At 62.0% G+C, this 22,952-nt stretch carries 23 protein-coding genes, 1 tRNA gene and 1 pseudogene; 20 read left to right on the forward strand and 5 right to left on the reverse strand.

The window, feature by feature from the left end:
- Positions 1–35: 35 nt before the first annotated feature.
- The 7 genes and pseudogenes from serS to ACFSNN_RS16435 all read left to right on the forward strand — a co-directional run bounded on the left by serS (position 36) and on the right by ACFSNN_RS16435 (position 5,107).
- Complete coding sequence (gene serS / locus ACFSNN_RS16405) at positions 36–1,331, forward strand: serine--tRNA ligase (RefSeq protein ID WP_134456838.1); 1,296 nt, start codon at positions 36–38, stop codon at positions 1,329–1,331.
- A gap of 205 nt (positions 1,332–1,536) precedes the next feature.
- Positions 1,537–1,627 (forward strand) — tRNA-Ser (locus ACFSNN_RS16410).
- Between the two features lie 556 nt (positions 1,628–2,183).
- Positions 2,184–2,630 (forward strand): OsmC family protein, encoded by a 447-nt coding sequence (locus ACFSNN_RS16415; protein ID WP_134456837.1) that lies wholly within the window; start codon positions 2,184–2,186, stop codon positions 2,628–2,630.
- 142 nt (positions 2,631–2,772) lie between these two features.
- On the forward strand, positions 2,773–3,219 hold the full coding sequence (locus ACFSNN_RS16420) for an OsmC family protein (RefSeq protein WP_134456836.1): 447 nt from the start codon (positions 2,773–2,775) through the stop codon (positions 3,217–3,219).
- Between the two features lie 143 nt (positions 3,220–3,362).
- The gene (locus ACFSNN_RS16425; protein ID WP_134456835.1) at positions 3,363–3,755 is read left to right on the forward strand and encodes a VOC family protein; all 393 of its coding nucleotides are present in this window, start codon (positions 3,363–3,365) and stop codon (positions 3,753–3,755) included.
- 60 nt (positions 3,756–3,815) lie between these two features.
- Positions 3,816–4,057: pseudogene (locus ACFSNN_RS16430) on the forward strand (MarR family winged helix-turn-helix transcriptional regulator); the annotation flags it as partial.
- 99 nt (positions 4,058–4,156) lie between these two features.
- A complete protein-coding gene (locus ACFSNN_RS16435) occupies positions 4,157–5,107 on the forward strand; it encodes an AraC family transcriptional regulator (RefSeq protein ID WP_134456834.1) in 951 nt (316 codons plus the stop codon).
- Between the two features lie 196 nt (positions 5,108–5,303).
- Here ACFSNN_RS16435 and ACFSNN_RS16440 read toward each other — a convergent pair whose 3' ends face one another.
- On the reverse strand, positions 5,304–5,942 hold the full coding sequence (locus ACFSNN_RS16440; protein ID WP_134456833.1) for an alkyl hydroperoxide reductase subunit F family protein: 639 nt from the start codon (positions 5,940–5,942) through the stop codon (positions 5,304–5,306).
- Positions 5,943–6,282: 340 nt separating this feature from the next.
- Here ACFSNN_RS16440 and ACFSNN_RS16445 point away from each other — a divergent pair, with 340 nt between their 5' ends.
- The 5 genes from ACFSNN_RS16445 to ACFSNN_RS16465 all read left to right on the forward strand — a co-directional run bounded on the left by ACFSNN_RS16445 (position 6,283) and on the right by ACFSNN_RS16465 (position 11,090).
- A complete protein-coding gene (locus ACFSNN_RS16445; protein WP_166799245.1) occupies positions 6,283–6,561 on the forward strand; it encodes an RtcB family protein in 279 nt (92 codons plus the stop codon).
- A gap of 641 nt (positions 6,562–7,202) precedes the next feature.
- Positions 7,203–8,504 (forward strand): NAD(P)/FAD-dependent oxidoreductase, encoded by a 1,302-nt coding sequence (locus ACFSNN_RS16450; RefSeq protein WP_134456831.1) that lies wholly within the window; start codon positions 7,203–7,205, stop codon positions 8,502–8,504.
- Complete coding sequence (locus tag ACFSNN_RS16455) at positions 8,489–9,352, forward strand: DUF1365 domain-containing protein (protein ID WP_377689122.1); 864 nt, start codon at positions 8,489–8,491, stop codon at positions 9,350–9,352. Before ACFSNN_RS16450 ends, ACFSNN_RS16455 begins: the two co-directional genes overlap by 16 nt.
- Positions 9,353–9,364: 12 nt before the next feature.
- Positions 9,365–10,576 carry an SAM-dependent methyltransferase gene (locus ACFSNN_RS16460; RefSeq protein ID WP_134456830.1) on the forward strand — a complete coding sequence of 404 codons (1,212 nt, stop codon included), beginning with the start codon at positions 9,365–9,367 and terminating at the stop codon, positions 10,574–10,576.
- 1 nt (position 10,577) lies between these two features.
- Positions 10,578–11,090, forward strand: a complete 513-nt coding sequence (locus ACFSNN_RS16465; protein WP_134456829.1) for a chalcone isomerase family protein — start codon at positions 10,578–10,580, stop codon at positions 11,088–11,090.
- A 514-nt stretch (positions 11,091–11,604) separates the two neighbouring features.
- Here the strand turns inward: ACFSNN_RS16465 and ACFSNN_RS16470 are convergent.
- On the reverse strand, positions 11,605–12,582 hold the full coding sequence (locus ACFSNN_RS16470; RefSeq protein ID WP_134456828.1) for a ferritin-like domain-containing protein: 978 nt from the start codon (positions 12,580–12,582) through the stop codon (positions 11,605–11,607).
- A 402-nt stretch (positions 12,583–12,984) separates the two neighbouring features.
- Here ACFSNN_RS16470 and map point away from each other — a divergent pair, with 402 nt between their 5' ends.
- The 6 genes from map (at position 12,985) to ACFSNN_RS16500 (ending at position 17,400) form a co-directional block, all read left to right on the forward strand.
- Positions 12,985–13,770, forward strand: coding sequence for a type I methionyl aminopeptidase (map, locus tag ACFSNN_RS16475; protein WP_134456827.1), 786 nt, complete (start codon positions 12,985–12,987; stop codon positions 13,768–13,770).
- A gap of 199 nt (positions 13,771–13,969) precedes the next feature.
- Positions 13,970–14,503, forward strand: a complete 534-nt coding sequence (locus tag ACFSNN_RS16480) for a GNAT family N-acetyltransferase (RefSeq protein WP_134456826.1) — start codon at positions 13,970–13,972, stop codon at positions 14,501–14,503.
- Between the two features lie 222 nt (positions 14,504–14,725).
- Entirely contained in the window at positions 14,726–15,580 is an 855-nt protein-coding gene (gene minC, locus ACFSNN_RS16485) for a septum site-determining protein MinC (RefSeq protein ID WP_134456825.1), read from the forward strand.
- A 103-nt stretch (positions 15,581–15,683) separates the two neighbouring features.
- Entirely contained in the window at positions 15,684–16,499 is an 816-nt protein-coding gene (gene minD, locus ACFSNN_RS16490) for a septum site-determining protein MinD (RefSeq protein ID WP_007175863.1), read from the forward strand.
- Between the two features lie 14 nt (positions 16,500–16,513).
- Positions 16,514–16,768, forward strand: a complete 255-nt coding sequence (gene minE, locus ACFSNN_RS16495) for a cell division topological specificity factor MinE (RefSeq protein WP_012432104.1) — start codon at positions 16,514–16,516, stop codon at positions 16,766–16,768.
- A gap of 320 nt (positions 16,769–17,088) precedes the next feature.
- Positions 17,089–17,400, forward strand: coding sequence for a YXWGXW repeat-containing protein (locus ACFSNN_RS16500; protein ID WP_134456824.1), 312 nt, complete (start codon positions 17,089–17,091; stop codon positions 17,398–17,400).
- 248 nt (positions 17,401–17,648) lie between these two features.
- On the opposite strand, the gene ACFSNN_RS16505 is transcribed toward ACFSNN_RS16500, so the two are convergent.
- Positions 17,649–19,070: a chloride channel protein gene (locus ACFSNN_RS16505; RefSeq protein ID WP_134456823.1), complete on the reverse strand. Its 1,422-nt coding sequence runs from the start codon at positions 19,068–19,070 to the stop codon at positions 17,649–17,651.
- A gap of 211 nt (positions 19,071–19,281) precedes the next feature.
- Between ACFSNN_RS16505 and waaC the strand changes: the two genes are divergently transcribed.
- Both waaC and ACFSNN_RS16515 read left to right on the forward strand, forming a co-directional pair.
- Positions 19,282–20,286, forward strand: coding sequence for a lipopolysaccharide heptosyltransferase I (gene waaC / locus ACFSNN_RS16510; protein ID WP_134456822.1), 1,005 nt, complete (start codon positions 19,282–19,284; stop codon positions 20,284–20,286).
- A 711-nt stretch (positions 20,287–20,997) separates the two neighbouring features.
- Positions 20,998–21,132: a hypothetical protein gene (locus ACFSNN_RS16515; RefSeq protein WP_012432108.1), complete on the forward strand. Its 135-nt coding sequence runs from the start codon at positions 20,998–21,000 to the stop codon at positions 21,130–21,132.
- Between the two features lie 53 nt (positions 21,133–21,185).
- Here ACFSNN_RS16515 and ACFSNN_RS16520 read toward each other — a convergent pair whose 3' ends face one another.
- Complete coding sequence (locus ACFSNN_RS16520) at positions 21,186–21,365, reverse strand: hypothetical protein (protein WP_134456821.1); 180 nt, start codon at positions 21,363–21,365, stop codon at positions 21,186–21,188.
- Between the two features lie 215 nt (positions 21,366–21,580).
- On the reverse strand, positions 21,581–22,888 hold the full coding sequence (locus ACFSNN_RS16525) for an MFS transporter (protein WP_134456820.1): 1,308 nt from the start codon (positions 22,886–22,888) through the stop codon (positions 21,581–21,583).
- Between the last annotated feature and the right edge of the window lie 64 nt (positions 22,889–22,952).

Genomic DNA, 22,952 nt, shown 5'->3' on the forward strand with positions numbered 1-22,952 from the left:
TCCCACCTTCATACAACGAACACCCGCCCCATCCCATGCTCGACATTCAGCTGCTGCGCAAAGACCTCGACGGCGTCGCCAAACGCCTCGCCGACCGCGGCTATACCCTCGACGTGGCGGCCTTCGCCGCGCTCGAAGCGGAACGCCGCGAGACCCAGACCCGTACCGAAGAAATGCAGGCGCGCCGCAACAGCCTGTCCAAGCAGATCGGCGCGATGAAGGGCAAGGGCGAGGACACCTCGGCGGTGATGGCCGAAGTGGGCGGTATCGGCGACGAGATGAAGGCGTCGGCGGCCAGGCTTGACGACATCCAGAAGCGTTTGTCGGAACTGCTGCAAGGCGTGCCGAATCTGCCGCATGACAGCGTGCCGATGGGCGAGGATGAAACCGGCAACGTCGAAGTGCGGCGCTGGGGCACGCCGCGCCAGTTCGATTTCGAGGTGAAGGATCACGTCGATGTCGGCACGCCGCTCGGCCTCGACTTCGAGACCGGCGCGAAGCTCTCGGGCGCGCGTTTCACCATGTTGCGCGGCCAGATTGCGCGGCTGCATCGCGCCCTCGCGCAGTTCATGATCGACACGCACACGCAGCAGCACGGCTATACGGAGGTCTACACGCCGTACATCGTCAATCCGGAAATTCTGTACGGTACCGGCCAGCTGCCCAAGTTCGCCGACGACATGTTCCGCGTCGAGAAGGGCGGCGATGAGAACACGGTCACGCAGTATCTGATCTCCACATCGGAGATTTCGCTGACGAACACGGTGCGCGACAGCATCCTCGAAGCGGACGCGTTGCCGATCAAGCTGACCGCGCATTCGCCGTGCTTCCGCTCGGAAGCGGGCTCGTATGGCCGCGACACGCGCGGCCTGATCCGCCAGCATCAATTCGACAAGGTCGAGATGGTGCAGATTGTCGCGCCGGAAACGTCGTACGCCGCGCTGGAAGAGATGGTCGGCCACGCGGAGACGATCCTGCAGAAGCTGGAGTTGCCGTACCGCGTGATCACGCTGTGCACGGGCGACATGGGCTTCTCCGCGGCCAAGACGTACGACCTGGAAGTGTGGGTGCCGGCGCAGAATACGTATCGCGAAATCTCGAGCTGCTCGAACACGGAGTCGTTCCAGGCTCGCCGCATGCAGGCACGTTATCGCAATGCGCAGGGCAAGCCGGAACTGGTGCACACGCTGAACGGCTCGGGTCTGGCCGTGGGGCGTACGCTCGTGGCGGTGCTCGAGAACTTCCAGAACGCCGATGGTTCGGTCACCGTGCCGGCGGCGTTGCGTCCGTATCTGGGCGGCATTGAACGGCTGGCAGTGGCGGCTGGATGAGCGGCTCCATGAGCGACGGGATCGTAATTGCGTCGATCCTCTGCTGATGTCGCGTCAAGACACGTGCGGCGCGCCAGGCGTTTCCGAAGTTTTTTGGGTCGAGGGGCTTGGCAAACCGAAATAGGCTGTTTTATAATCTTTTTCTCCCAAGCAATCGACCCGCTTGGTACTGATGAGGCGGCAGTCACGGCGATTCAGTAGACCCGGAAAGGTGGCAGAGTGGTCGAATGTACCTGACTCGAAATCAGGCGTACGGTTTTCCCGTACCGTGGGTTCGAATCCCACCCTTTCCGCCAAATTTGTTCAAAGAACCCCGTAAAGTTAATGGCTTGCGGGGTTTTTTGTTTTTCGGTTCATGAATCGACTATCAAAACAGTTTCGCGCATTTTGGGTCGTCTACTGCGCGTTAGCCGTTTCGTGCATCGCTCCGGTTCGGATGGCGCACGTAGTAGATGTTCCATCTCGCTTCGTCAGTCTGTATGAAGCCATGCCGCTGGCAGCAGCGGTTCAAATCACTGCCGCGCAAGGCACTTGGGCGAATTGGCATACGCTGCGTGTCTGCGCTCTTAAAGACGTCTCGCAAGACGGCCGCGCCAATGCCTCTGACATCAAACCTGATCCTAGACCTGCTTCACGGTGGTCTTCGTGCACCCACAAGAACTGTATTTCGAGGTAGTCCCAATATGTCTTCGCCGTCGACGAGGGCCGAGGTGTCGTCGGCAAAGCGTGGAACAGGCACGACCGCTCACGGATTGATCCTTTCGAGCACGCCTTTGAACCGTTCGCGACTCGGCGAGCGTCGCGCCTGAAATTAAAGTGGCGACTCCTATCCACGCATCGAAGGAGTTCCACATGACCACGATCGAAAAAGTGCTTTTTTCAGGCAATAGCCATGCTACGTTCAATCACGACCCCGATATCCAACGCGGTGAGCACGGCGTCCTCAACCTCGAACTGTCCGCTTTCGGCGGTGAAAGCCACGAGTTCATCGGCACGGAGTTGCACCCGAGGGCTGAACAGCTGTTTTCGGGCGCCTGGTCGGCCTGTTACATCAGCGCGTTCGAGATTGCCGCCTCAATGAAGAAGGTCACGCTTCCGTCGGACTATTCCATCGACATCCAGGTCAGCATTGGTTCAGTGGGTAAAGGCTTTTGCCTCGGCGCGCAATTCACCGTCCGCGCACCGGGCCTGGCATTGGAAACCGTCGGGGCGATCGCACATCTCGCTCATCAGATCTGCCCTTATTCGAAGGCTGTAAATGGCAACATCGATGTCGGTCTGAACGTGGTTACGGTCTGATCGGACGACACGTGCGGACCCCAATCACTGCCTTGTGAAGCATTGGTTCAACGAGAGGCCTCTTTGCCCTCATATTAGTCGCGTACGATGTAATCGTATACGATTAAAAAAATTGCTATTCATCGTTATAAAGGAATTCATCATGGAAAAGATCGAAAAAGTCCTCGCCTCAGGCAACACACGCGCCACGGTCAATCGCAATCCAGATGCGAAGCGCGGAGACTTTGGTGTCTATGACCTCAAACTTACGGCGCCCGGTGTTGAAAGCCTCGAATTCGTCGCCACCGAGCCGCACCCGCGAGCGGAGCAATTGTTTGCCGGCGCCTGGTCGGCCTGTTACACCACCGTATTCGGAATGGCGGCCCAACTAAAAAAGGTAACGCTGCCGTCCGATTATTCCATCGACCTGAAGGTTAACATCGGGCAGACCGGTGCCGCCTGGATCCTCGGTGCCGAGTTCACTGTACGTGTGCCAGGCGTCGAACCGGAAGTTGTCGAGTCGATCGCTCACCTGGCTCACCAGATTTGCCCGTACTCAAAGTCGGTGCGCGGCAATATTGGCGTCGTCACGAATATCGTTACCGCGTGATTGGTTGAGGCGCGCTATACCCTCTTCATACACCGCTTGACCGTGACTTCCTCCAGCGGAGCCGCCGCGCATTGTCGCTCCTGGTGCGCGGCGGGCGCACGATCGGACGGGTCGTCGTTTATTTAATCAGCAGGATGGGCACAATGTTTAGCCATGTAGTGGTCGGCACCAACGACCTGAAGACAGCGAAACGCTTTTACGATGCGGTGCTAGGCCCGCTCGGTTATGGCGAAGGCCTCGCCGATGACAACGATCAGCGCCGGCGCTACGTCTATCGCGCCGACACGGTGCTTTTCATCATCACCCAACCGCTCAATGGTCAGCCGGCTACTTCCGCCAACGGTGGAACAATCGGCTTTACCTGCCGGTCAACCGAACAGGTCGACCGGTGGCATGCCGCCGGGGTCGCCAATGGCGGAGCTTCGGCTGAAGCGCCGCCCGGGGTTCGTGAGACGGCGTATGGCACGCTCTATCTCGCCTATCTGCGCGATCCGGACGGCAACAAGCTTGGCGCTCTGTATCGCACGCCTGACTGAAATGAAGTCCTCGATCCACGGGCACGCGCAAATCTCAAGCTCTCCGAATACCCGTGCCTTGTGATCTACTCGGCGAATCTTGCGTTCGGTCAGGCATACAAGCCGATACCGGACGCACTTGGAATAACTTACACGCAGTACATCACGATCGTTGCGCTGTGAGAGGCAGACAATCAGAGTATCGGCGGACTGGGCGAAAAGCTTTTTTCTCGAATCGAATACGCTCACGCCGATGCCAAAGAAGCTCGACGTGAGGGGGTATGTGGAAAGGCAGATCGATGCCAAAGACGAGCGTCAGGATGAAAATCCTCCCGACAAAAAGGCGGCGAATACTTGTGCGAAAAGCCCTGAAGACGAAGCTCTCCGAGATGGCTGGTGTAGCATCAGAAAGGAGGTCCGATATGCAAGATCAGACCGACTGGCTAACCCGTTTCATGGAACTCGTGACCATCGCAGGGACAGTGGACGTTCGCTGTGCAATGCGAGTGCCGTGGGCGCTCGAATATGCCCAGGCCGGGGCGCAGGAAATGCCGTACCACGTCGTACTGGCCGGCAGGGCCGTATTCGAGAACTCGGATAACGGCGCAACCTACCTGGTGCGGCCAGGCGACATCGCTTTACTGCCCCAAGGGTCGGCGCACGCGCTGCGCGACGGCAGTGGCGTCACAGCAGCGCCGACCAGGGTTCGCACCTCAGGCAGTCTCCTTGTCAACGAAAGTAGCGGAGATGGCGAGGCATTCGATATGTTGTGCGGACGATTTATCGTCGCGCCGCCTCATGACCGGTTGATTCGAAGCTACCTCCCGCTGGAACTCGTGGTTCGCACCGAAGCTATCGACACGGCCACACAAGCCTTGCCGCAAGCTGAACGGTTGAGCCGGCTGGTCGCGCTCATGCGGGCTGAAGCGATGGACAACGAGGTAGGCAGCGGCGCCGTGCTGAACGCGCTGTCGTCCGCGCTGTTTGCGTTGACGCTGCGAGCGGCCGGTGAGGCCGGTCAGGCACGCACGGGGGTACTCGCTCTGGCCGCCCACCCACGGCTCGCGCCTGCGGCCGCTGCCATGTTCAGCGATCCAGCACGAGCATGGACCCTTCCTGAACTGGCCAGCCTTTGCAGCATGTCGCGCGCCACCTTCAGGCGTCATTTCCAGGCCACTCTTGGCCGCTCCGCGATGGATCTGCTGACCGATATTCGAATGAGCGCAGCGGCAAATGCTCTGCGAAAATCCACTTCGTCAACCGAGGCAGTGGCCGAACTGGTCGGATATCAATCGGTGTCTGCATTTCGGCGCGTATTTACTCAGCGGATGGGCGTGACGCCCGGCGACTGGCGGCAGCACCCCAAGGTTTAAGGGGCAATGTTTCGTCGATGATCAAGTAGTCGCTATTTGGAATGAGATTGATGTGACGAGCGCCTGTTGACCGACAACAGCGCAACGCGGTCGACTGACGTCGACGCGTTGCGGACTGTCAGCGTTTCGGAGAACGGCACCCCCGCTGGCGGATTTGCCGCGGCTGCTCGCCACCGAGATATCCTGCAGGGCAGTGCTACGGCTTGCCCGCCGCGTGAAGTGCCGCTCTCATGCTCATTTCGATGTCGTAAAGTCGCGCGCCGAGCTCCTCAAAGTTGCTGCGCCCCTCGCCAAATAACTCGCCATTCAGGTAGATCGTCGGCACAACGCTAATATCGCGCGCTGACACCTCATTCTGAAAAAGCCTCCCGTCGATCGTAATGTTGTGAATCTTCGGATTGGTCACCGTCATCATGTTAAGCGCTTGCACAACGTCAACACAGCTTGCGCAAGACAGCGAAATATAGGTTTCGAAATAGTAGTTACTTTCTAGCGTTCGAATCTGTTCCATAGTCTTACGGTCCGCTATCACGGGATGCCCTCCAACCTGCAGTATTGCAAGGACAAGGGACGAAAATTCAGGCCCTGTCGGAGTGGCAGCAAACTGAATCCCGGGTTTTGCTCCCGTCTGCCTGATTGAAAATGATGGCTTGCGTTCGTCGCCTTGCTGCTCCTCGATTACCGTCACCAGATCTGTCAAGGACGCGATTTCGTTCAACATCGTCAGCATCTCGGACGATTCTTGACTACCGCCCTGCGAAACGATCAATTCGACAGGTCTGCGGATATTTCGCAGATATGTCTGCAGCTGTGATCTGAGAGTGACGCTTAACATGGTTCGATTCCCTAACGACCTTCATAAGGTTAGGTGAAGAAGTGCGGGAACCGAAATAAATCTGAGCAGAACGTGCAGCGCCGATCGGCCATCGGGATCAAGATGGATACCGGGCCGTGCTCTCCTCTAACGTCGGCGCGCTTTGGTGCGCTATCGCACATAGCCTCTCAATGCCCGCACGGCGGCAGTGTCAGCAGCATGAACTGCACCCCGCGGTTGCTCTGGCTGCCGACTGCCCGCCCGGTGGGGGCCGCTCGTCGAAGATGCCTGGAAGCTGCTGACGCCCAGTTTTCAGCGCCTCATCGACAAGTATCCTTCCCACGTGCGCCCGAGCAACCGTGTGCATGTGGGAACGCTCGGCAGCGGCAATCACTTCATCGAGGTATGTCTCGGCGAACACGACGGCGTCTGGTTCATCCTGGATGCCGTGATCGACGCGGTGCGCGCGACTATCGGCAAACAATTCACCATCGACGAACAAGCATTGCCCCAGGTAATTGCCTGTCTGACTCGTATGTTGAGGCTGCCGCCGAAGAAACCGGCTGTACGGCTGCTTTGGTTGGAGAGCGACCGCTGTCGTCCAGAGTTTCTAAACGAGCGCAATGGGTCGAGAGTGTGAGTCCGCTGATAGAGAAAGCTATCAATCTGCGGCAGCGCGGCGATTCTCGTGCGCCGTAATGTCCCAGTGCGGCGTACATGAACGATCGGCAACATCGGCGACCCGATGCCGGGCGAACACGGCGCCAACGATGCATGCTGACAACCGGCCCAAGTGTCTCCAAACTGACTCCAGGAAAATATGTGTTTTGGAGACGCTCGTGGGGATAGCAAAACCCTTATGCAGCAAGGCTTTCAGCCTGATAGTTCCATCTTTCTCCATGTCTCCAGGCATTTTTGTCTTCGGCGGCTTCCCGATAGCCGGCTGAATGGGTACCGGGCGATGGATTCAGAGGCGCTGCAGGGCGGCAAAAAGTCGGGTACTTTTTGCTGCCCGAGCCGACCGGAAAGCCTTGGTACGTAATGGCGTATGGCGGAGAAATGGGCGGAGCGGAGGGATTCGAAGCCCGCAAACCCTTATCTGACGCGATGCGACTTCGGACTGTTCGTCGAACAGTGCAGTCACCTGTCAGCGTCAGAGTCAGCACAATGCCGGCTTGCTGCATCCAAACAGATCCGCGCTGCGTAAATCCCCTCAAGGACCGCAACCCTCGTCACACCTCTTGAATTCAACGCGTGTCCCCAGCTCAAGGAGACGCGCCCATGCCCCATTCCGCACCGACCTCACCACTACCGCGCGGCTCGCGGGTCGCGGTCATCGGCGCCGGCATCTCGGGTTTGGCCAGCGCGTATCTGCTGGCGCGCCACCATCGGGTCACACTGTTCGAATCGGCTGCGTACCTGGGCGGCCACACCAATACCGTGGACGTCACGCTCGACGGCCACACGCATCCCGTCGACACCGGTTTTCTGGTGTTCAACGAACGCACGTATCCAAACCTGGTTGCGCTATTCGCCGAACTGGGCGTGCAATCGCATCCGAGCGACATGACCTTCTCCGTCTCGCTCGACGAAGGCCGTCTCGAATGGGCCGGCACCAGTCTGAACACCGTGTTTGCGCAGCGCCGCAACCTGTTTTCGCCGACTTTCATCGGCATGCTGCGCGACATCGTGCGGTTTAACGGCAGCGCGCAACGCAACCTCGAACTGGCAATTGAAACGCGCGCGTCGATGGGCGAACTGCTGACGGAAGGCGGCTACGGCGGCGCGTTCCAGCGTCAATATCTGCTGCCGATGGCCGCCGCGATCTGGTCGAGCGCTACCGCCGATATCCTCGCGTTCCCGGCCACGACTTTCCTGCGCTTCTGCCTGAACCACGCACTGCTGCAAGTGAATCGCCGGCCGCAGTGGCGGACCGTGGTCGGCGGCGGCCGCGAGTATGTGAAGCGTCTAACCAGCACGCTCGACGACGTTCGCATCGGCACGGCAGTGCGCGGCGTGCGGCGTGACGCCGATGGCGTCGACGTGTTCACTGACCACGGCACCGAGCGCTTCGACGCGCTGGTGCTCGCCACTCACGCACCGACCACGCTGCGGCTGCTGCAAGACGCCGATCAGGACGAGCGCGGCGTGCTCGCCGCCGTGCGCTATCAACCGAACGTCGCGGTGCTGCATACGGATACGAATCTGCTGCCGCGCCGTCAGCGCGTGTGGTCGGCGTGGAATTATCTGGGCAGCCGCAGTGTCGACGGCACGCATCCGGTGTGCGTCAGTTATCTGGTCAATCAGTTGCAGCCGCTGCCGTTCAGGACGCCGCTCGTCGTCACGCTCAACCCGGTGACCCAGCCGGCGCCGGGCACCGAACTGCGCCGCTTCGTCTACGATCATCCGCTGTTCGATCTGGCCGCCATCGACGCGCAGCATCGTCTGCCATCGCTGCAAGGCAAGCGCCGCACGTGGTTCGCGGGCGCATGGACAGGCTACGGTTTTCACGAGGATGGTCTGAAATCGGCGCTGCGCGTCGCCGCCGATTTCGACGCATCGCCGGCATGGGCCAGGCTATGAATCTGTCGAGCGACAAAGCCGGCGCAGAGCCAGCCGCCTGGCTTCTGACCGGCAAGGTGATGCACGAACGTCTGCGGCCGAAGCATCATCGCTTCACGTACCCCGTGTTTTACGTGCGATGCGACCTTGATCGGCTGGCCTTGCTCGATAACGGCTGGTTCGGCATCGACCGCTGGCGACCGCTCTGTCTGTATCGACGCGACCACGGCCCGCGCGACGGCAGCGACCTCGCCACATGGATGCGCGAGCAACTACATGCCGCGGGCATTGAAGAAGCGAACGGCCGGATCTGGCTGCAAGCTTTCCCGCGCGTGTTCGGCTACGCGTTCAATCCGATTAGTTTCTGGTTCTGTCACGACCGCGATGGCCAATTGCGCGCGCTGCTGGCCGAAGTGCGCAACACGTTCGGCGAGCGCCACAGCTATCTGCTCAGCGCAAACGGCAACGCGCCGATCACGGCAAGTACGCGGCTCATGTGCCGCAAAGTGCTGCACGTGTCGCCGTTTTGCCGTGTGGAAGGCGGCTACACCTTTCGCGTCACTGAAGCGCCCGGTAGCGCGTCGGTCTCCATCGACTATCACGACGCCGACGGTCTGCTGATTCGCACCGCGCTCGGTGGCCGCCTCACGCCGCTCACGCGTGCGGCCGCGTTCGCCGCGCTGCTGCGTCAGCCGCTCCTGACCGTGGGCGTCGTCGCGAGAATTCACTGGCAGGCCTTGCGCCTCGCCCTCAAGAAAGCGCCGTTCCACGGCAAAAACCCCGCGCCGGCCCGCACCGGCGACGCGTCCACCCACCACGCCGCAGCCGCCAAACCATCCGCCGCCGCGCGCCCCATTTCGTCCGATTGAGGAGATCCAGCCATGGCGCTTTCAAGAACCCTGAGCGGGCACCAAACCGCCCCCGCGTCAGGCCGTCTGTTTCTGTCCTTGCTCGAGCGGATCCAGGTAGGGCATCTGGTCCTCATCACGCCCGACGGCCAGCAGCGCGTGTTCGGCGATCCGCACGCGGCGCCCGGCGCGCGTCTGGAAATGCGTGACTGGCGCGCGTGCGGCGCGATTCTGCGCAAAGGCGATATTGGTTTCGCTGACGCATGGCGCTCTTTCTGGGTCGATACACCGGATCTGGCCGCGCTGCTGCGCGTCGCGATCCGCAACGAGCGCGCTCTGCAACGCACGGTGTATGGCGGCTGGCTCGCGCAACTCTGGTACGGACTGCGTCACAAGCTGAGGCCGAACACGCGCTCGGGCAGCCGGCGCAACATTCATGCGCACTACGACATCGGCAACCTGTTTTACGCGCAGTGGCTCGACGCGACGTTCACCTATTCGAGCGCGGTGTTCGACGGCAATTTCCATCGATCGCTCGAAGACGCGCAGCACGCGAAGTATCAGCGCATCATCGATACGCTCGGTTTGCGCGGAGGCATGCACATTCTGGAAATTGGCTGCGGGTGGGGCGCGTTTGCGCTGCATGCGGCGCGTCTGGGCATTCACGTGCATGGCGTGACGATCTCGCCGGCACAACTCGAATTCGCCCGGCAGCGTGTGAACGAAGCGGGCCTGAGCGAGCGCGTGCAACTCGAACTGCGCGACTATCGCAGCCTGACCGGCCAGTACGACGCCGTCGTATCGATTGAAATGTTCGAGGCCGTCGGCGAAAAATTCTGGCCGACGTACTTTCGGATTCTGCGCGAACGTCTGCGACCGGGCGCTCGCGCGCTAGTGCAAACCATCACGATCGACGACTCGCACTTTGCCGCTTATCGAGCGACGAGCGACTTCATTCGCGAGTTCATTTTTCCGGGCGGCATGTTGCCGAGCCCGCAGCGTTTTGCGGAGGCCGCGCGGCGCGGCAAGCTCACGGCGCGCAGGTCGCTGGCGTTCGGCCGCGATTACGCGGAGACCTTGCGTCGCTGGCGCGGCGCATTCGAAGCGCAACTGGATACGATCTGCGCGCAGGGTTTCGACGAGATTTTCGTGCGCACGTGGCGGCTGTATCTGGCGTATTGCGAAGCCGGCTTCGACGAAGGGCGCACGGACGTCATGCAGTTCGTGCTTTCGCAGGCGGACTGACGTGCGGGCGTTCGTCGCTCTCGTCCTGGTGTTGTGGGTGAGCACCGCTTGCGCGGACTGGCGCGACGACGTCCAGTCCGCGCAACTCGTCGGCGAAGGTGATTTCAGCGTGCTCGGCTTCCGGCTCTATCGCGCGCAGATGTGGAGCGAACGCGTGCCGGTCGATTACGACGCCCGCTTCGCGCTGCACATCGTGTACGCGCGCGGCATCAAACGCGAGCGCCTTGCGGACACGGGTATCAGCGAGATCAAGCGTCTGGCGGGCGCGCCGATTCCGGACGACACGCTGGCGCGCTGGCGCGCGGATATGCTGCAGGCCTTCGTGGATGTCAGCCCTGGCGACCAGTTGAGCGCGGTGTATCTGCCGGACAAGGGCGTGCGTTTTTACGCCGGCGAGCATATGACTGGCGAGTTCGACGATCCTGCCTTCGCGCGCGCATTCTTCGGCATCTGGCTCGATCCCTCGACACGCGCGCCTACTTTGCGCAAGCAATTGCTTGGCATGGTGCGGTAGTTCGTTCGCGACGCGTTGCGAAGGTCTGCCGTTGGGCACCGAGTCGAGCACGTGAATCAGGTGCGTACAAAGCGCTGGCAGCGTCGCCGCTGACCCGCGACGCGCTTTGCGACGCTTATTCGCTGTGGCCCAGATTGCCTTGTTGCTTCTGGCAATCGGTATCAGCAATGGGCGCTGATGCGGATACCGAGCCATCGCACGACACAACCGCTGCTTTCGCCCGCTGCCTGCGCATCTGATAGACGTTGCCTTGCGCGCCACCGTCTGCAGCAGAATGAGATTGAGCGCCAGCACTGCGACCGTGCCGAGAATCGCCGCGCGAGGTGAACGAAACAGGTCTCCTCGGATAGAGTCTGCTCGCACGGCGCTCTGGCTTATCGCTTCGCTCATGGCGGCTCCTGTACGTCGTCAAGCGCTCAACGCAATATGCGCATGACGGCCGGTCAACGGGTTCAGCGCGAGCGTCATCGCGGCGTCCCGTTGCCGGTGCAACTGACGCCACCGATAACTCAGCTCACGCACTCATGTTCAGCGAACCGTTCACACCGTTCGGGAAGAAGCCGCCTTTGACCGCCGCTGAACTCGTCAGATAGACGATGTTGAGGACGTTGCTGTAGTTGCGGCTGAATGCGAGCCCATTGTTGTCGAGCGGCACGATGTTGGACGTGCCGGCGGCCGCGCCGGTGATGCCCTGATCGTCGTGGCCGTTGTGATCGAGGCTGTTGCGTGCAGCCGAAATCGCGTTGGCTGCGGCGACGAGACTCGTCATGTCGATGCCTTTCGAGTACAGCACCGTGCGCACCAGACCGGCGTGATACGCCTCGGCCGCAAGAATGCCGGCCGCCGCTTCGAGGAACGTCTTGTTGGTGATGAGCGGCGAGGCGCCTTTATAAGCCGTCACGCCGACGTCTTCGAAGATGTATGCGCCGAGCAGGAAGTTGTTGTCGTTCGCATACGGATTGAACGCGGTGCCGGCAGGCACGAGACCCGCGGCGCGCGCCGCGTTCGAAAACGCGCCGTTCGGATCCGTGCCGCCGATATCGATCGCGGGCATGGCCACCGCGGCCGAACCCAGCGCGCTGCGCAGGAAGGTGACGTGCTCGCGCTCGTCATTGGCGATCTCGTTGGCATAGGCCTTCACCACCGGATCCTGGAAGGGCACCTGCTGCCCGGGAATCACCGCGCCCATCGTGCCGGCGCCGGCGGTCATGCTCGCTGCGAGCCCGGCGCCGGTCGTCGCGTACGTATAGAACTGCGATTCGAGGTACTCCAGATTCAGCGCGAAATTCAAAATCTCCGCGTCGGTCGGCGCGCTCTGGGCCGATACGTTCGAAACCGAACCGCCGCCGCACGCGCTGATCAGCGTGCCGCCGACGAGTCCCAGACCCAGGCCGCCGGCGTTGCGAAAAAACTGTCTGCGTTGCAGGCGGCGCGTGGCGCGCCGATCGAATGCATCAATAAGGGATGCTGATTTAGTGCTGGACTCCGACATGGCGATGCTCCTCAAATGGTTCGCTGCCGATGCCGCGGATTCGCGGCGTATTCGCGCGTACATCTGTTTCTCTCGCGCTGTAAAAACGCAAAATCGCGGACGCAAAGAGGCCTCCGTTCTTCTGAAAAGAACCAGATGATCAAGGGAGAAGAGCGAGTCCTCATTCGCCTTTACGGGGCGAGAACTCTGCTAGATGCAGCCCTCGCAAAAGATTTCCGTCGGCGTGCGCAGCATCGATTGCGCTGCATGCGAGGAGTCGGTCGAGCATGCCGACCGAGGCTGCCGCAGACCGTTCAGTCCGGCAAGTTTGGCGCGGCTCGCACAGGCTCGGCTGCGATCCTCTGTACAATTGGCCGATCGATTGAACATCGACCTCCCATTCGACCCATATCGACCGAATTCATGGCTATTACCTACAAGACTCCCGACGACATCGCCAAGCTGCGCATTTCCGGCCGCCTCGCGGCCGATGTGCTGGCAATGATCGGCGAGCACGTCAAGGCCGGCGTCTCCACCGACGAGCTGGACGCACTGTGCAACGACTACATTGTCAATACGCAAAAGTCGATTCCGGCAAATGTCGGCTATCTGGGTTTTCCGAAGACGGTTTGCACCTCGGTCAACTCGGTGGTGTGCCACGGCATCCCGAATCGCGCGGAGGTCCTGAAAGATGGCGACATCGTCAATATCGACGTCGCGATTATCAAGGATGGCTACTTCGGCGATACGAGCCGCATGTATTGCGTCGGCCAGCCGAGCACGGTGGCGCGCCAGCTGATCGACACGACCTATGAAGCGATGCTTGCCGGCATCCGCGAAGTGAAGCCGGGCGCGACGCTCGGCGACGTGGGCCATGCGATTCAAAAGGTCGCGCAGCGCGACGGCTTCTCGATCGTGCGCGACTATTGCGGGCACGGCATCGGCAAGGTCTATCACGAAGATCCGCAAGTGCTGCACTACGGCCAGCCGGGGCAGGGCGTGCGTCTGAAGCCGGGCATGGTCTTCACGATCGAGCCGATGATCAACGCGGGCCGCGCCGGCACGGCGGTGCAGCGCGACGGCTGGACGGTGGTCACCAAAGACCGTTCGCTGTCGGCGCAATGGGAACACATGATCGCCGTGACCGACGACGGCTATGAACTCCTGACACCGTGGCCGGACGGCACCGGCAGCTACGAAGCGCCGTGATCCTGCGTGGCGCGTACCGCGTCCGGCCGCTTGCGCTGGCGGTGGGCGCGCAACATGCTGCTGAGTCTGGATACGCTTCGCATGTCGTCTCCCGAGGAGACTTCCTGCGGCGCATGCCACATTCCGGTAAAGAATGATTTGACTCTCGCGCCGGTTCGGTTAAAGCTACGCCTTAGGGTTTCAAGGGGTTTTCGTCTGCATGAGTCCGTCATTGACCGTTCGCCGTATCGCCGCTGATCAGGGCGCTGTTTTCCGCGAACTCCGTACTGCGTCGCTGCGGGAGGCACCGTATGCCTTCGGCGCCACGCTCGAGGACGCGTTGTCGGCTGACGCCGCCAGTTTCGACGCCACCGCCGCGGATCATGCGGTTTCCTTCACCTTCACCACGTTCATCCTCTACACCGAGGGCCATCCGGCGGGACTGATCGAAGCGTACTTCGACGACAGCGCGGCGCGCCGCGCATTCGTTTGCGAACTGTGGGTGGCGCCGGCCGTGCGTCATCTGCGGGGCGGCGAGTTGCTGGTCGATTCGGCGGCCGCCTGGCTCGCGAACGAAGGCGCCACGGAAATCTACGCGTGGGTCGCCGACGCCAATCGCAATGCCATGCGCTTTTACGAGGCGCTCGGCTTCGGTCCGACCGGCGAGCACCGTCGCGTCACGCGCGCGCCGGACCAGGCCGAAAGCCTGCTGGTGCGCCACGTGCCGAGCACGTCTCAGGTGTTTCAGCAGTGATCTCGCGAGCGGCGCAACAGTCTGCCGCTCGATTCCCTTCCGCGTCTCTTCAGCGTCTGTCGCCGGATCATCGGCGCGACGCGCGGCCCGAATGGCCACGGCGAGGCCGTCGCGTTGCCTGCGTTGGGCCGCGTCGTGATCGCGGCGGCCCGTTCTCCCGGCAAAAAAGCTGGCCGCGCGCGTCGACGCCTGTAAAATACGCAAAATTTTTTGCCGAACGCTATGTCGCCCAAGAAATCGCCCTTTTTCGAACTTCGCAGCGGCTCTGTCGACACGCTCCTGTTCGTGGTCAAGACAACCGACCTCGACGCCATGCGTGCCGAACTGACCCGGCGCTTCGAGGCGACCCCGGAGTTTTTCGCTAACGACGTCGTCGCCATCGACGTGCGCCGTCTCGCCGAGAACGAACGCGTGCCGCTCGCCGACATCGCGCAATTGCTCGACAGCGTGCGCATGCGCCCCGTTGGCGTGGTCGCCAACCCGCAGCAGACGTGGGCGGCCGAGTCGCAGTTGCCGCTGCTCGAAGCCCGCGACCGCCGTGGCGCCACGAACGCCGCCAAATCCGCGGACGAAGACAGCGCCAATGCCGCCGCTACAGCGCCGGCAGTCACCGCCGCGACGGCCACGCCGCCTTCCGATCTGTTCGAGCTCGCCGCCGGCACACCGGAAAACGGCACGCCGGCCACGGCCGCAGCCGTCGAGCCGGCTCCCGCCGCGGAGCCTGTGCGTCTGGCCACCTCGTCGCAAACCATGGTGGTCGACAAGCCGTTGCGCTCCGGTCAGCGCATTTACGCCAAGGGCGACCTGGTCGTGCTCGGCCTCGTGAGCTACGGCGCGGAAGTGATCGCGGAAGGCAACATCCATATTTACGCGCCGCTGCGCGGCCGGGCATTGGCCGGCGTGCAGGGCAATCACGACGCGCGCATTTTCTGCACGTGTCTCGAGCCGGAACTCATCTCGATCGCGGGCATCTATCGAACGACTGAGAACCCGCTGCCGGCCGACGTGCTCGGCAAGCCCGTGCAGATCTGGCTCGAAGAAGAAAAGTTGATGATCGAACCGCTGCGGCTTACCTAAGCGACGCGAAGCGCGCTGCGTCGATCAACCCGATGCACGCGGCGTTTCACGGCAAATATGGCCGCACATAATTGACGCATTTGACGAACACAAGGTAAGGGTAATGGCAAAAATCATTGTGGTGACTTCGGGCAAGGGTGGCGTGGGCAAGACGACCACGAGCGCGAGTTTTGCATCGGCCCTCGCTCTGCGTGGCAGCAAAACCGCCGTGATCGACTTCGACGTCGGCCTGCGTAACCTCGACCTCATCATGGGTTGTGAACGCCGCGTGGTGTACGACCTGATCAACGTGATCCAGGGCGAAGCCAATCTGAACCAGGCGCTCATCAAGGACAAGAAGTGCGAGAACCTGTTCATCCTGCCGGCCTCGCAAACCCGCGATAAAGACGCGCTGACCATGGAAGGCGTCGAGAAGGTCATCAACGATCTGATCGCGATGGACTTCGAATACATCGTGTGCGATTCGCCGGCCGGTATCGAATCGGGCGCGCTGCTCGCCATGCATTTCGCCGACGAAGCGCTGATCGTGACGAATCCGGAAGTCTCGTCGGTGCGCGACTCGGACCGCATCCTCGGCATTCTGTCGTCGAAGACCAAGCGCGCGATCGAAGGCAAGGAGCCGATCAAGGAACATCTGCTCATCACCCGCTACAACCCGAAGCGCGTCAGCGAAGGCGAAATGCTGTCGCTGACCGATATCCAGGAAATTCTGCGCATCGACCTGATCGGCGTGATTCCGGAATCGGAAGCGGTGCTGCATGCGTCGAATCAGGGCTTGCCGGCGGTGCATCTGGACGGCACCGATGTGGCCGAAGCCTACAAAGACGTCGTGTCGCGTTTCCTCGGCGAGCAGAAGTCGCTTCGCTTTACCGACTACCAGAAGCCCGGGCTGCTGCAGCGCCTCTTCGGCACCAAGTAAGGGGAGCGCACGTAATGTCGATTCTTTCGTTTTTGCTGGGCGAGAAGAAGAAGTCCGCATCGGTAGCGAAGGAGCGCCTGCAGTTGATCATCGCGCATGAGCGCGCCGGCGGCCATGCGCCTGCCGATTATCTGCCTGCGTTGCAACGCGAACTGGTGGCCGTGATCTCGAAGTACGTGAAGATTTCCCATGACGATATTCGCGTGAGCCTCGAACGTCAGGACGATCTCGAAGTGCTCGAGGTCAAGATCGAAATACCGCAGGCCTGATCGTCCAGGGTCTGCGTCCTCTCGCGGCCGGTTTCATATGACGTGCTGCGCGCTTCGCCGCGTTGCGTCGAGATGACGTGATGCGGGGCGGCGCGCGAGTGCGCCGCACTGTTGTGCCGCTTCGTTTTTCGTTGTTCCCACCTTCCTCTGTGTGCGTGCTCGTGTCTGGTTGAATGGGCTTTCTCGCGCGCGTCGGCTGCACGTCGAAATAATCCGTTGCACTTCAGCGTGTGGCGTTACACGTCCACGGTCAGCCGCTGCGTCCCCTCGCGCATTAAACGGATAACGCCGCCTTCGGTGTCCATCTACAGAGGGATAACATGAACAAGACCTTGCGTTTGCTGCTTGCCAACACCGTATTGCTCGCCGCCGGCGCAGCTGCCGTGGCATCGGCTTCGGCCGCGGAAGTCGTCGTGATCGCGCCGTCCGCGCCGCCGCCGGTGCGCTACGAAGCGGTGCCCGCGTCGCGCGTCGGCTACGTGTGGGATCGCGGTCACTGGCGCTGGGATCATGGCCGCTATGTGTGGATCGGCGGTCACTGGCAAGCCGAGCGTGTCGGCTATCACTGGGTGCCGGGACACTGGGTCGCGCACGGCCCGAATTATCACTGGGTTGAAGGCCACTGGGCGTAACGCCACGAGCGTTGGCAATGCGCGGCACGACACGGTGAATGCTGTGCGTGCCGCTGCTTCCATTTCGACAGGCACAGACACATGCATACGCCGCGCACGCATTCTGCGTGGCGCTCGTCTGCGCGTGCTTCAGGAAACCATGTGATGAAAAAGAATCTGCTTCTGATCGCCGTGCTGGCGGTCATGCTGGCCGGCTGCGTCGTCGTGCCGGCGCGGCCGGTGTATCTGCGAGCGCCGGCCGTCGTCGTCTACTGACGTGGTGCGTTGCCGTTGGGGGCGTCGGCGAGCGGCTCACCGTCGACGTTCTCCGAGGCCGGGACGGGCGCCTCGACCTCGGGCACTTCCGGCGTCGGTGCGGGCGCGGGTTGCGGCAACGGGGTCGTATAGCGCGCGGCCAGCGACTCATACAGCGGCGGCGTAAGGAGGCGCGATACGCGGCTCGAAATCAATGCGGTGGCCATCAGCGAGATCACCAATGCGTGGCCGTTGATCATCTCCATCACGATCACGAACGATGTAATCGGCGACTGCGTGACGGCGGCCAGATAGCCGACCATGCCGAGGGCGATCAGCATCGGCAGATCCATCGATTGGAACACCCGGTGCAGCAGATCGCCGAAGCCCGCGCCGATCGATAGCGACGGCGCGAAGATGCCGCCCGGGATGCCCGGCAAATAAGAACCGACCATCGAAATCATCTTCAGGAACGGATAAAACACCGACAACTGCGCGTGGCCGTCGAGCAAGCCGCGCGCTTCGGCGTAGCCGCTGCCGAAGGTCGTGCCGCCCGAAATCAGGCCGACCCCCGCGATCACGAAACCGCACAGCGCGGCGAACGCGACCGGCCGCTCGCTATGCAATTGACGCAGCGGCGCCGGAATCCAGCGCGCGGTATTCAGCAGCAGCCAGCCGAACAGACCGCCAGCGAGGCCGGTGACGACCGCCGTGAGCAGCACCGCCAGCGCCAGCACGTTGGGAAAGTGCGCACCGATCTGGATCGTCCCGAAATACGTGTAGTTGCCATTCAGGCCGAGCGCGATCACGCCGGCGATGATGATCGCGGTAATCAGCACGCCGCTTGCGCGCGCTTCGAAGCTGCGCGTCAATTCCTCGATCGCGAACACGATGCCGGCAAGCGGCGTATTGAACGCCGCGGACAAGCCCGCTGCCGCGCCGGCCAGCACGAGTTGCCGTTCGATCAGCGCGTTCGAGCGGGGATACAGCCGCCGCAGATTGAACATCAAGGCGGCGCCGACCTGCACGGTCGGCCCCTCGCGGCCGATGGTGAGACCGCCGAGAATCGCCAGAAACGACACGGCGATCTTGCCGAACAGAATCCGGAAGGTCAGCAGCCGCGAACCGTATGCGCTCGTCCGGGAATGAAGCGTGGCGATGACCTGCGGAATGCCGCTGCCTTCGGCGCCGCGGAAGAACTTGCGGGTGAGCCAGACGGCGAGTGCCGTGACCGCGGGGGTGATGATCAGCGGCGCCCACACATGCTGTTGCTGCACGGTGCGAAATTCGTTGTAACCCCAGTCGATCAGTCTCGCGTACAGCACCGCGGTTAGCCCGACTGCGATCGCGCCAAGCCAGAAGACGCCGTATTGGCGCCACAGTCGCCGCGCGCGTCGAACGACGGCGGAAGATCGGATCGGAATGGACCGGGACATGAGTGTACGGGGGGCGCAAAGGCAGAAGTATAAGGCGCGCCGGCCCCGTAAATCCGTATGAAAGTATTTTGAAATGATGTAAAAGGGCGGCGTGTAAGCCGTTGGAACAACCCCTGTATTAATGACCGAACGGCGCGCTGCGCGATTCGGCAAAGATTATCGGTTTGGTCGGCTAAAATGCTTTGATGTTCGAACAACTCATAGGTCCTCAATGAAGCGAGTCCTTATCGTCAAGGTCACTTCGCTTGGTGATATCGTGCAGGCCCTGCCAGTGGTCGCCGATATCAAGCGCGCGTTTCCCGGCGTTCAGGTGGATTGGGCCGCCGACGAAGCATTCGCCGAAGTCGTGCACTGGAGCGAGAACGTGGACCGCGTGCTGTGCGCGCCGCTGCGCCGCTTCAAGAAAGCGCGCCGCTGGGCCGATTTCAAATCGATCTGGGCGTCGATCGCTGAATTGCGTGCCTATCGCTACGATTTCATCCTCGACATTCAAGGCGTGTACAAGAGCGCGATCATTGCGTTTCTGGCGCGCTCGTCGCGGCGTATCGGCTACCTGGCTCCGGATCTCGGCGAGCGGGGCGCGGCCTTCGCTTATACCGGGCGATTCGGCCCGCGTCCGAAATGCAATGCGTGGCATGGCATGCGTATCAGCGCGGGCGAGGCACTGGGCTACGAGATAGAAGGCCCGGCGGTGTTCAATCTGCGCTTGCCGGAGCCCGCCAGTCTCCCGTTCGAGTCGAACGGCGCACCGGTCGCGGCGTTCTTTCACGCCACCTCGAAAGACGACAAGAAGTGGCCGGTGGGCCATTGGGTGGCGATCGGCCGCGAACTCGCGCAGCGCGGTTTTCAACTGGTGCTGCCGTGGGGCTCGGAAGGCGAGCGGCTCGAAGCGGAGCAGATCGCATCGCAATTGCCGGGCGCAACCGTCCTGCCGAAAATGAGCGTGACCGAAATCGCGCAGATGATCGACGCGTGCTCGCTCGTGGTCGGCACCGACACGGGCTTCGTCCATCTTGCGCACGCGCTGCAGAAGCGCACCGTCATGATCTTCGTGGCGACCCCGCCGTCGCATTACGGCATTGAATCGCCATACCGCTCCATTTCCATCGGCGACGGCCAGTCGGTGCCGCCCATCAGCGCCGCGCTCGAGGCGATCGACTACGTTCACACCGAGGCGCACGACGTCACGGTGCAGCACGGCTCCACTGCCGTCTGAACGCGGCGTCCCGAAGTCTTGCGCAATCGTTTGCTTGAAAAGAAAAGAGGCGCGACGCGCAGTCCGCTCAAACCACTGAGCGCTGCCTCGTAACGCCTCCGAAAACGCCCGTGTCGGGGAACAGCGGGCGGAGAGGAATCGTTGCAATCAACATACTGGACCACGCACCGAGCGGTGGCATCTCGGACACGCCCGGTGTCGAAGCGACGACCGCCGCCTTGGCGACCGGCCGGGTTTCACTTCTGATCATCTGCGGGATAGGGTGCGAATGTCCGCACGGTTTCGTGCAGCACATCGGCTTCCCCATAGCCGCCGATTCAAACAGGCGCCGCGCATTACACGCCTGTTAAATCTGTCGCTTTTCGTTGAGTGCCTGGTTGGCTATCCACGCATTTTTTCGCGCCGTCATAAGGCGACTGCGCGCAGCATGCATTCGTAGGCAGGTTGTCCGGCGGATTCACCTTGCACCGCGTATGCGCCGCCAGTAAGGCACGCGCCGGACCGGCACGTTCAAACCAGTATAGGCGGTGTCTTCCTCGGATGTGAATTCGGCATGATCGCGCCTGAAGCGCAGTGTGTTGCGCGCGTCGATCATGTAACACCTTGGTGATCTTCCCTTACAAATCGCAACGCTCGCGCAAGGCGCCGTCGTGTTCAATCGAGTCATTCGGGGTTTCGGCTCGAATGAATCTGACTCGATGGAGAATAACGATGAAACGCTTGATCCTCAGCCTGATCGCAGGCACGCTGCTCGCAACGGCACTTGGTGGTTGTATCGTCGCGCCCGCGCCGGGCTACTACGGCGGCGGTGGCTATTACCACCACGGCGGCTACTACTACCGGTAATCCAACCGACTGAGGCCGCGGCGTCTGCAATGGCGCTGCGACACCCGTCCGCGTCAGGCCACCAGCATTTCGAACGCGATGACCGCTGCGATGGCAGCGGCATTCGCCGCCAGCGCTTCCACCACGATGCCTTTCCATGTCGCCGGACGAAAGCGCAATGCAAGCAATAGCGAACAGAGCAGCGCCAGCGCAATGATCATCACAATGTCCGCGTTGTGAAGATGAATGTTCATCCCTGCCTCCCCGCTATTTGAAGGGTTATTTAAATCGAGTATAGGCATGTCAAAAAGACGTGCAAGGCAGGGGATTTACTCAGGAATGCTCGGCAAGCGCAGGGCGTGAAGCGGCGGGGAGGTGACCTCTGCCGCCGCGACGTGAGAATCGCGCCGGGCGGCATAGGCATCGAGCGAAGAGCGAAGAGAAAAGGCGCCGGGGTCGGCGCCTTTCGTTACATCAACTGCGTATCGCGCGTTTCACGCATGCACAGCACGCCGATCATGCTGACGGCCGCGGCGATCGATACATACGCGCCCACCCACGGCAGCCCGCCGCGCGCGGCGAGCATCTGCGCGATATACGGCGCAACGGAGGCGCCGAGAATCCCACCGAGGTTGTACGACACACCGGCACCGGTATAGCGCACGTTGGTGGGGAACAATTCCGGCAGCAGCGCGCCCATCGGCGCGAAGGTCACGCCCATCAGGAACAGTTCGATGACGAGGAACAGCAGCACCAGCGACGTCTGTCCGCTGCCGAGCAGCGGCGCCATCGTGAAGCCCGACAGGATCGCCGCGATGATGCCGACCATCAGCACCGGCTTGCGCCCATAGCGGTCGGCGGCCCACGCCGACAGCGGCGTGGCGAGCGCCATGAACACGACGGCGATGCACAGCAGTCCGAGGAAAGTCGGCCGCGGAATATGCAACACGGAGACGCCGTACGACAGCGAAAACGTGGTGGCGTTGTAGAACAGCGTGTAGCAGACCACCATCGCGAGCGCGCCGAGCAGGGTCGGCACCCAGTGCTGCGACAGCAGCGTGGCGATCGGCACCTTCACGCGTTCCTGACGTTCGATCGCCGCCTGGAACGCCGGCGTCTCGGCGATTTTCAGGCGCACGTACAAACCGAGCGCGACCAGCACCGCGCTCACGAGGAACGGCACCCGCCAGCCCCAGCTACGAAATTGCTCGTCGCTCAACGAAAGCGCCAGCGCGAAGAACAGGCCGTTGGACGCCAGAAAGCCGATCGACGGCCCGAGTTGCGGGAACATGCCGAACCAGCCGCGTTTGCCGGCCGGCGCGTTCTCGGTGGCGAGCAGCGCGGCGCCGCCCCATTCGCCGCCGAGGCCGATGCCCTGGCCGAAGCGCAAGATGCACAACAGGACCGGCGCGAGGCTGCCGATCGAGTCGTAGCCCGGCACGAAACCGATCAGCGTGGTGGACACGCCCATCACCAGCAGCGACGCCACCAGCGTCGATTTACGGCCGATCCGGTCGCCGAAGTGGCCGAACAGGAATGAGCCGATCGGCCGCGCCACGAAGGCGATGCCGAACGTGACGAAGGCCGACAAGGCCTGCGCCGTCGCCGAGCCATGCGGGAAAAACACCGGTCCGATGACGAGCGCCGCGGCGGTCGCATAGACATAGAAATCGTAGAACTCGATCGCGGTGCCGATAAAGCTCGCGAAGATGATCCGCGAACTCTTGTTCTGCCCGGCCGCATTGGGCTGGGCCGCGGAAATCGGCGAAGTGGACATGCAGGGTCTCCAAATGTCGTGATGCCGCCGGGCGCCCGGTTCGTGAGCCGGTGGTGCGTGTGGA

This window comes from Paraburkholderia dipogonis (genome assembly GCF_042680985.1).
GTDB classification, from domain to species: Bacteria; Pseudomonadota; Gammaproteobacteria; order Burkholderiales; family Burkholderiaceae; genus Paraburkholderia; species Paraburkholderia phytofirmans.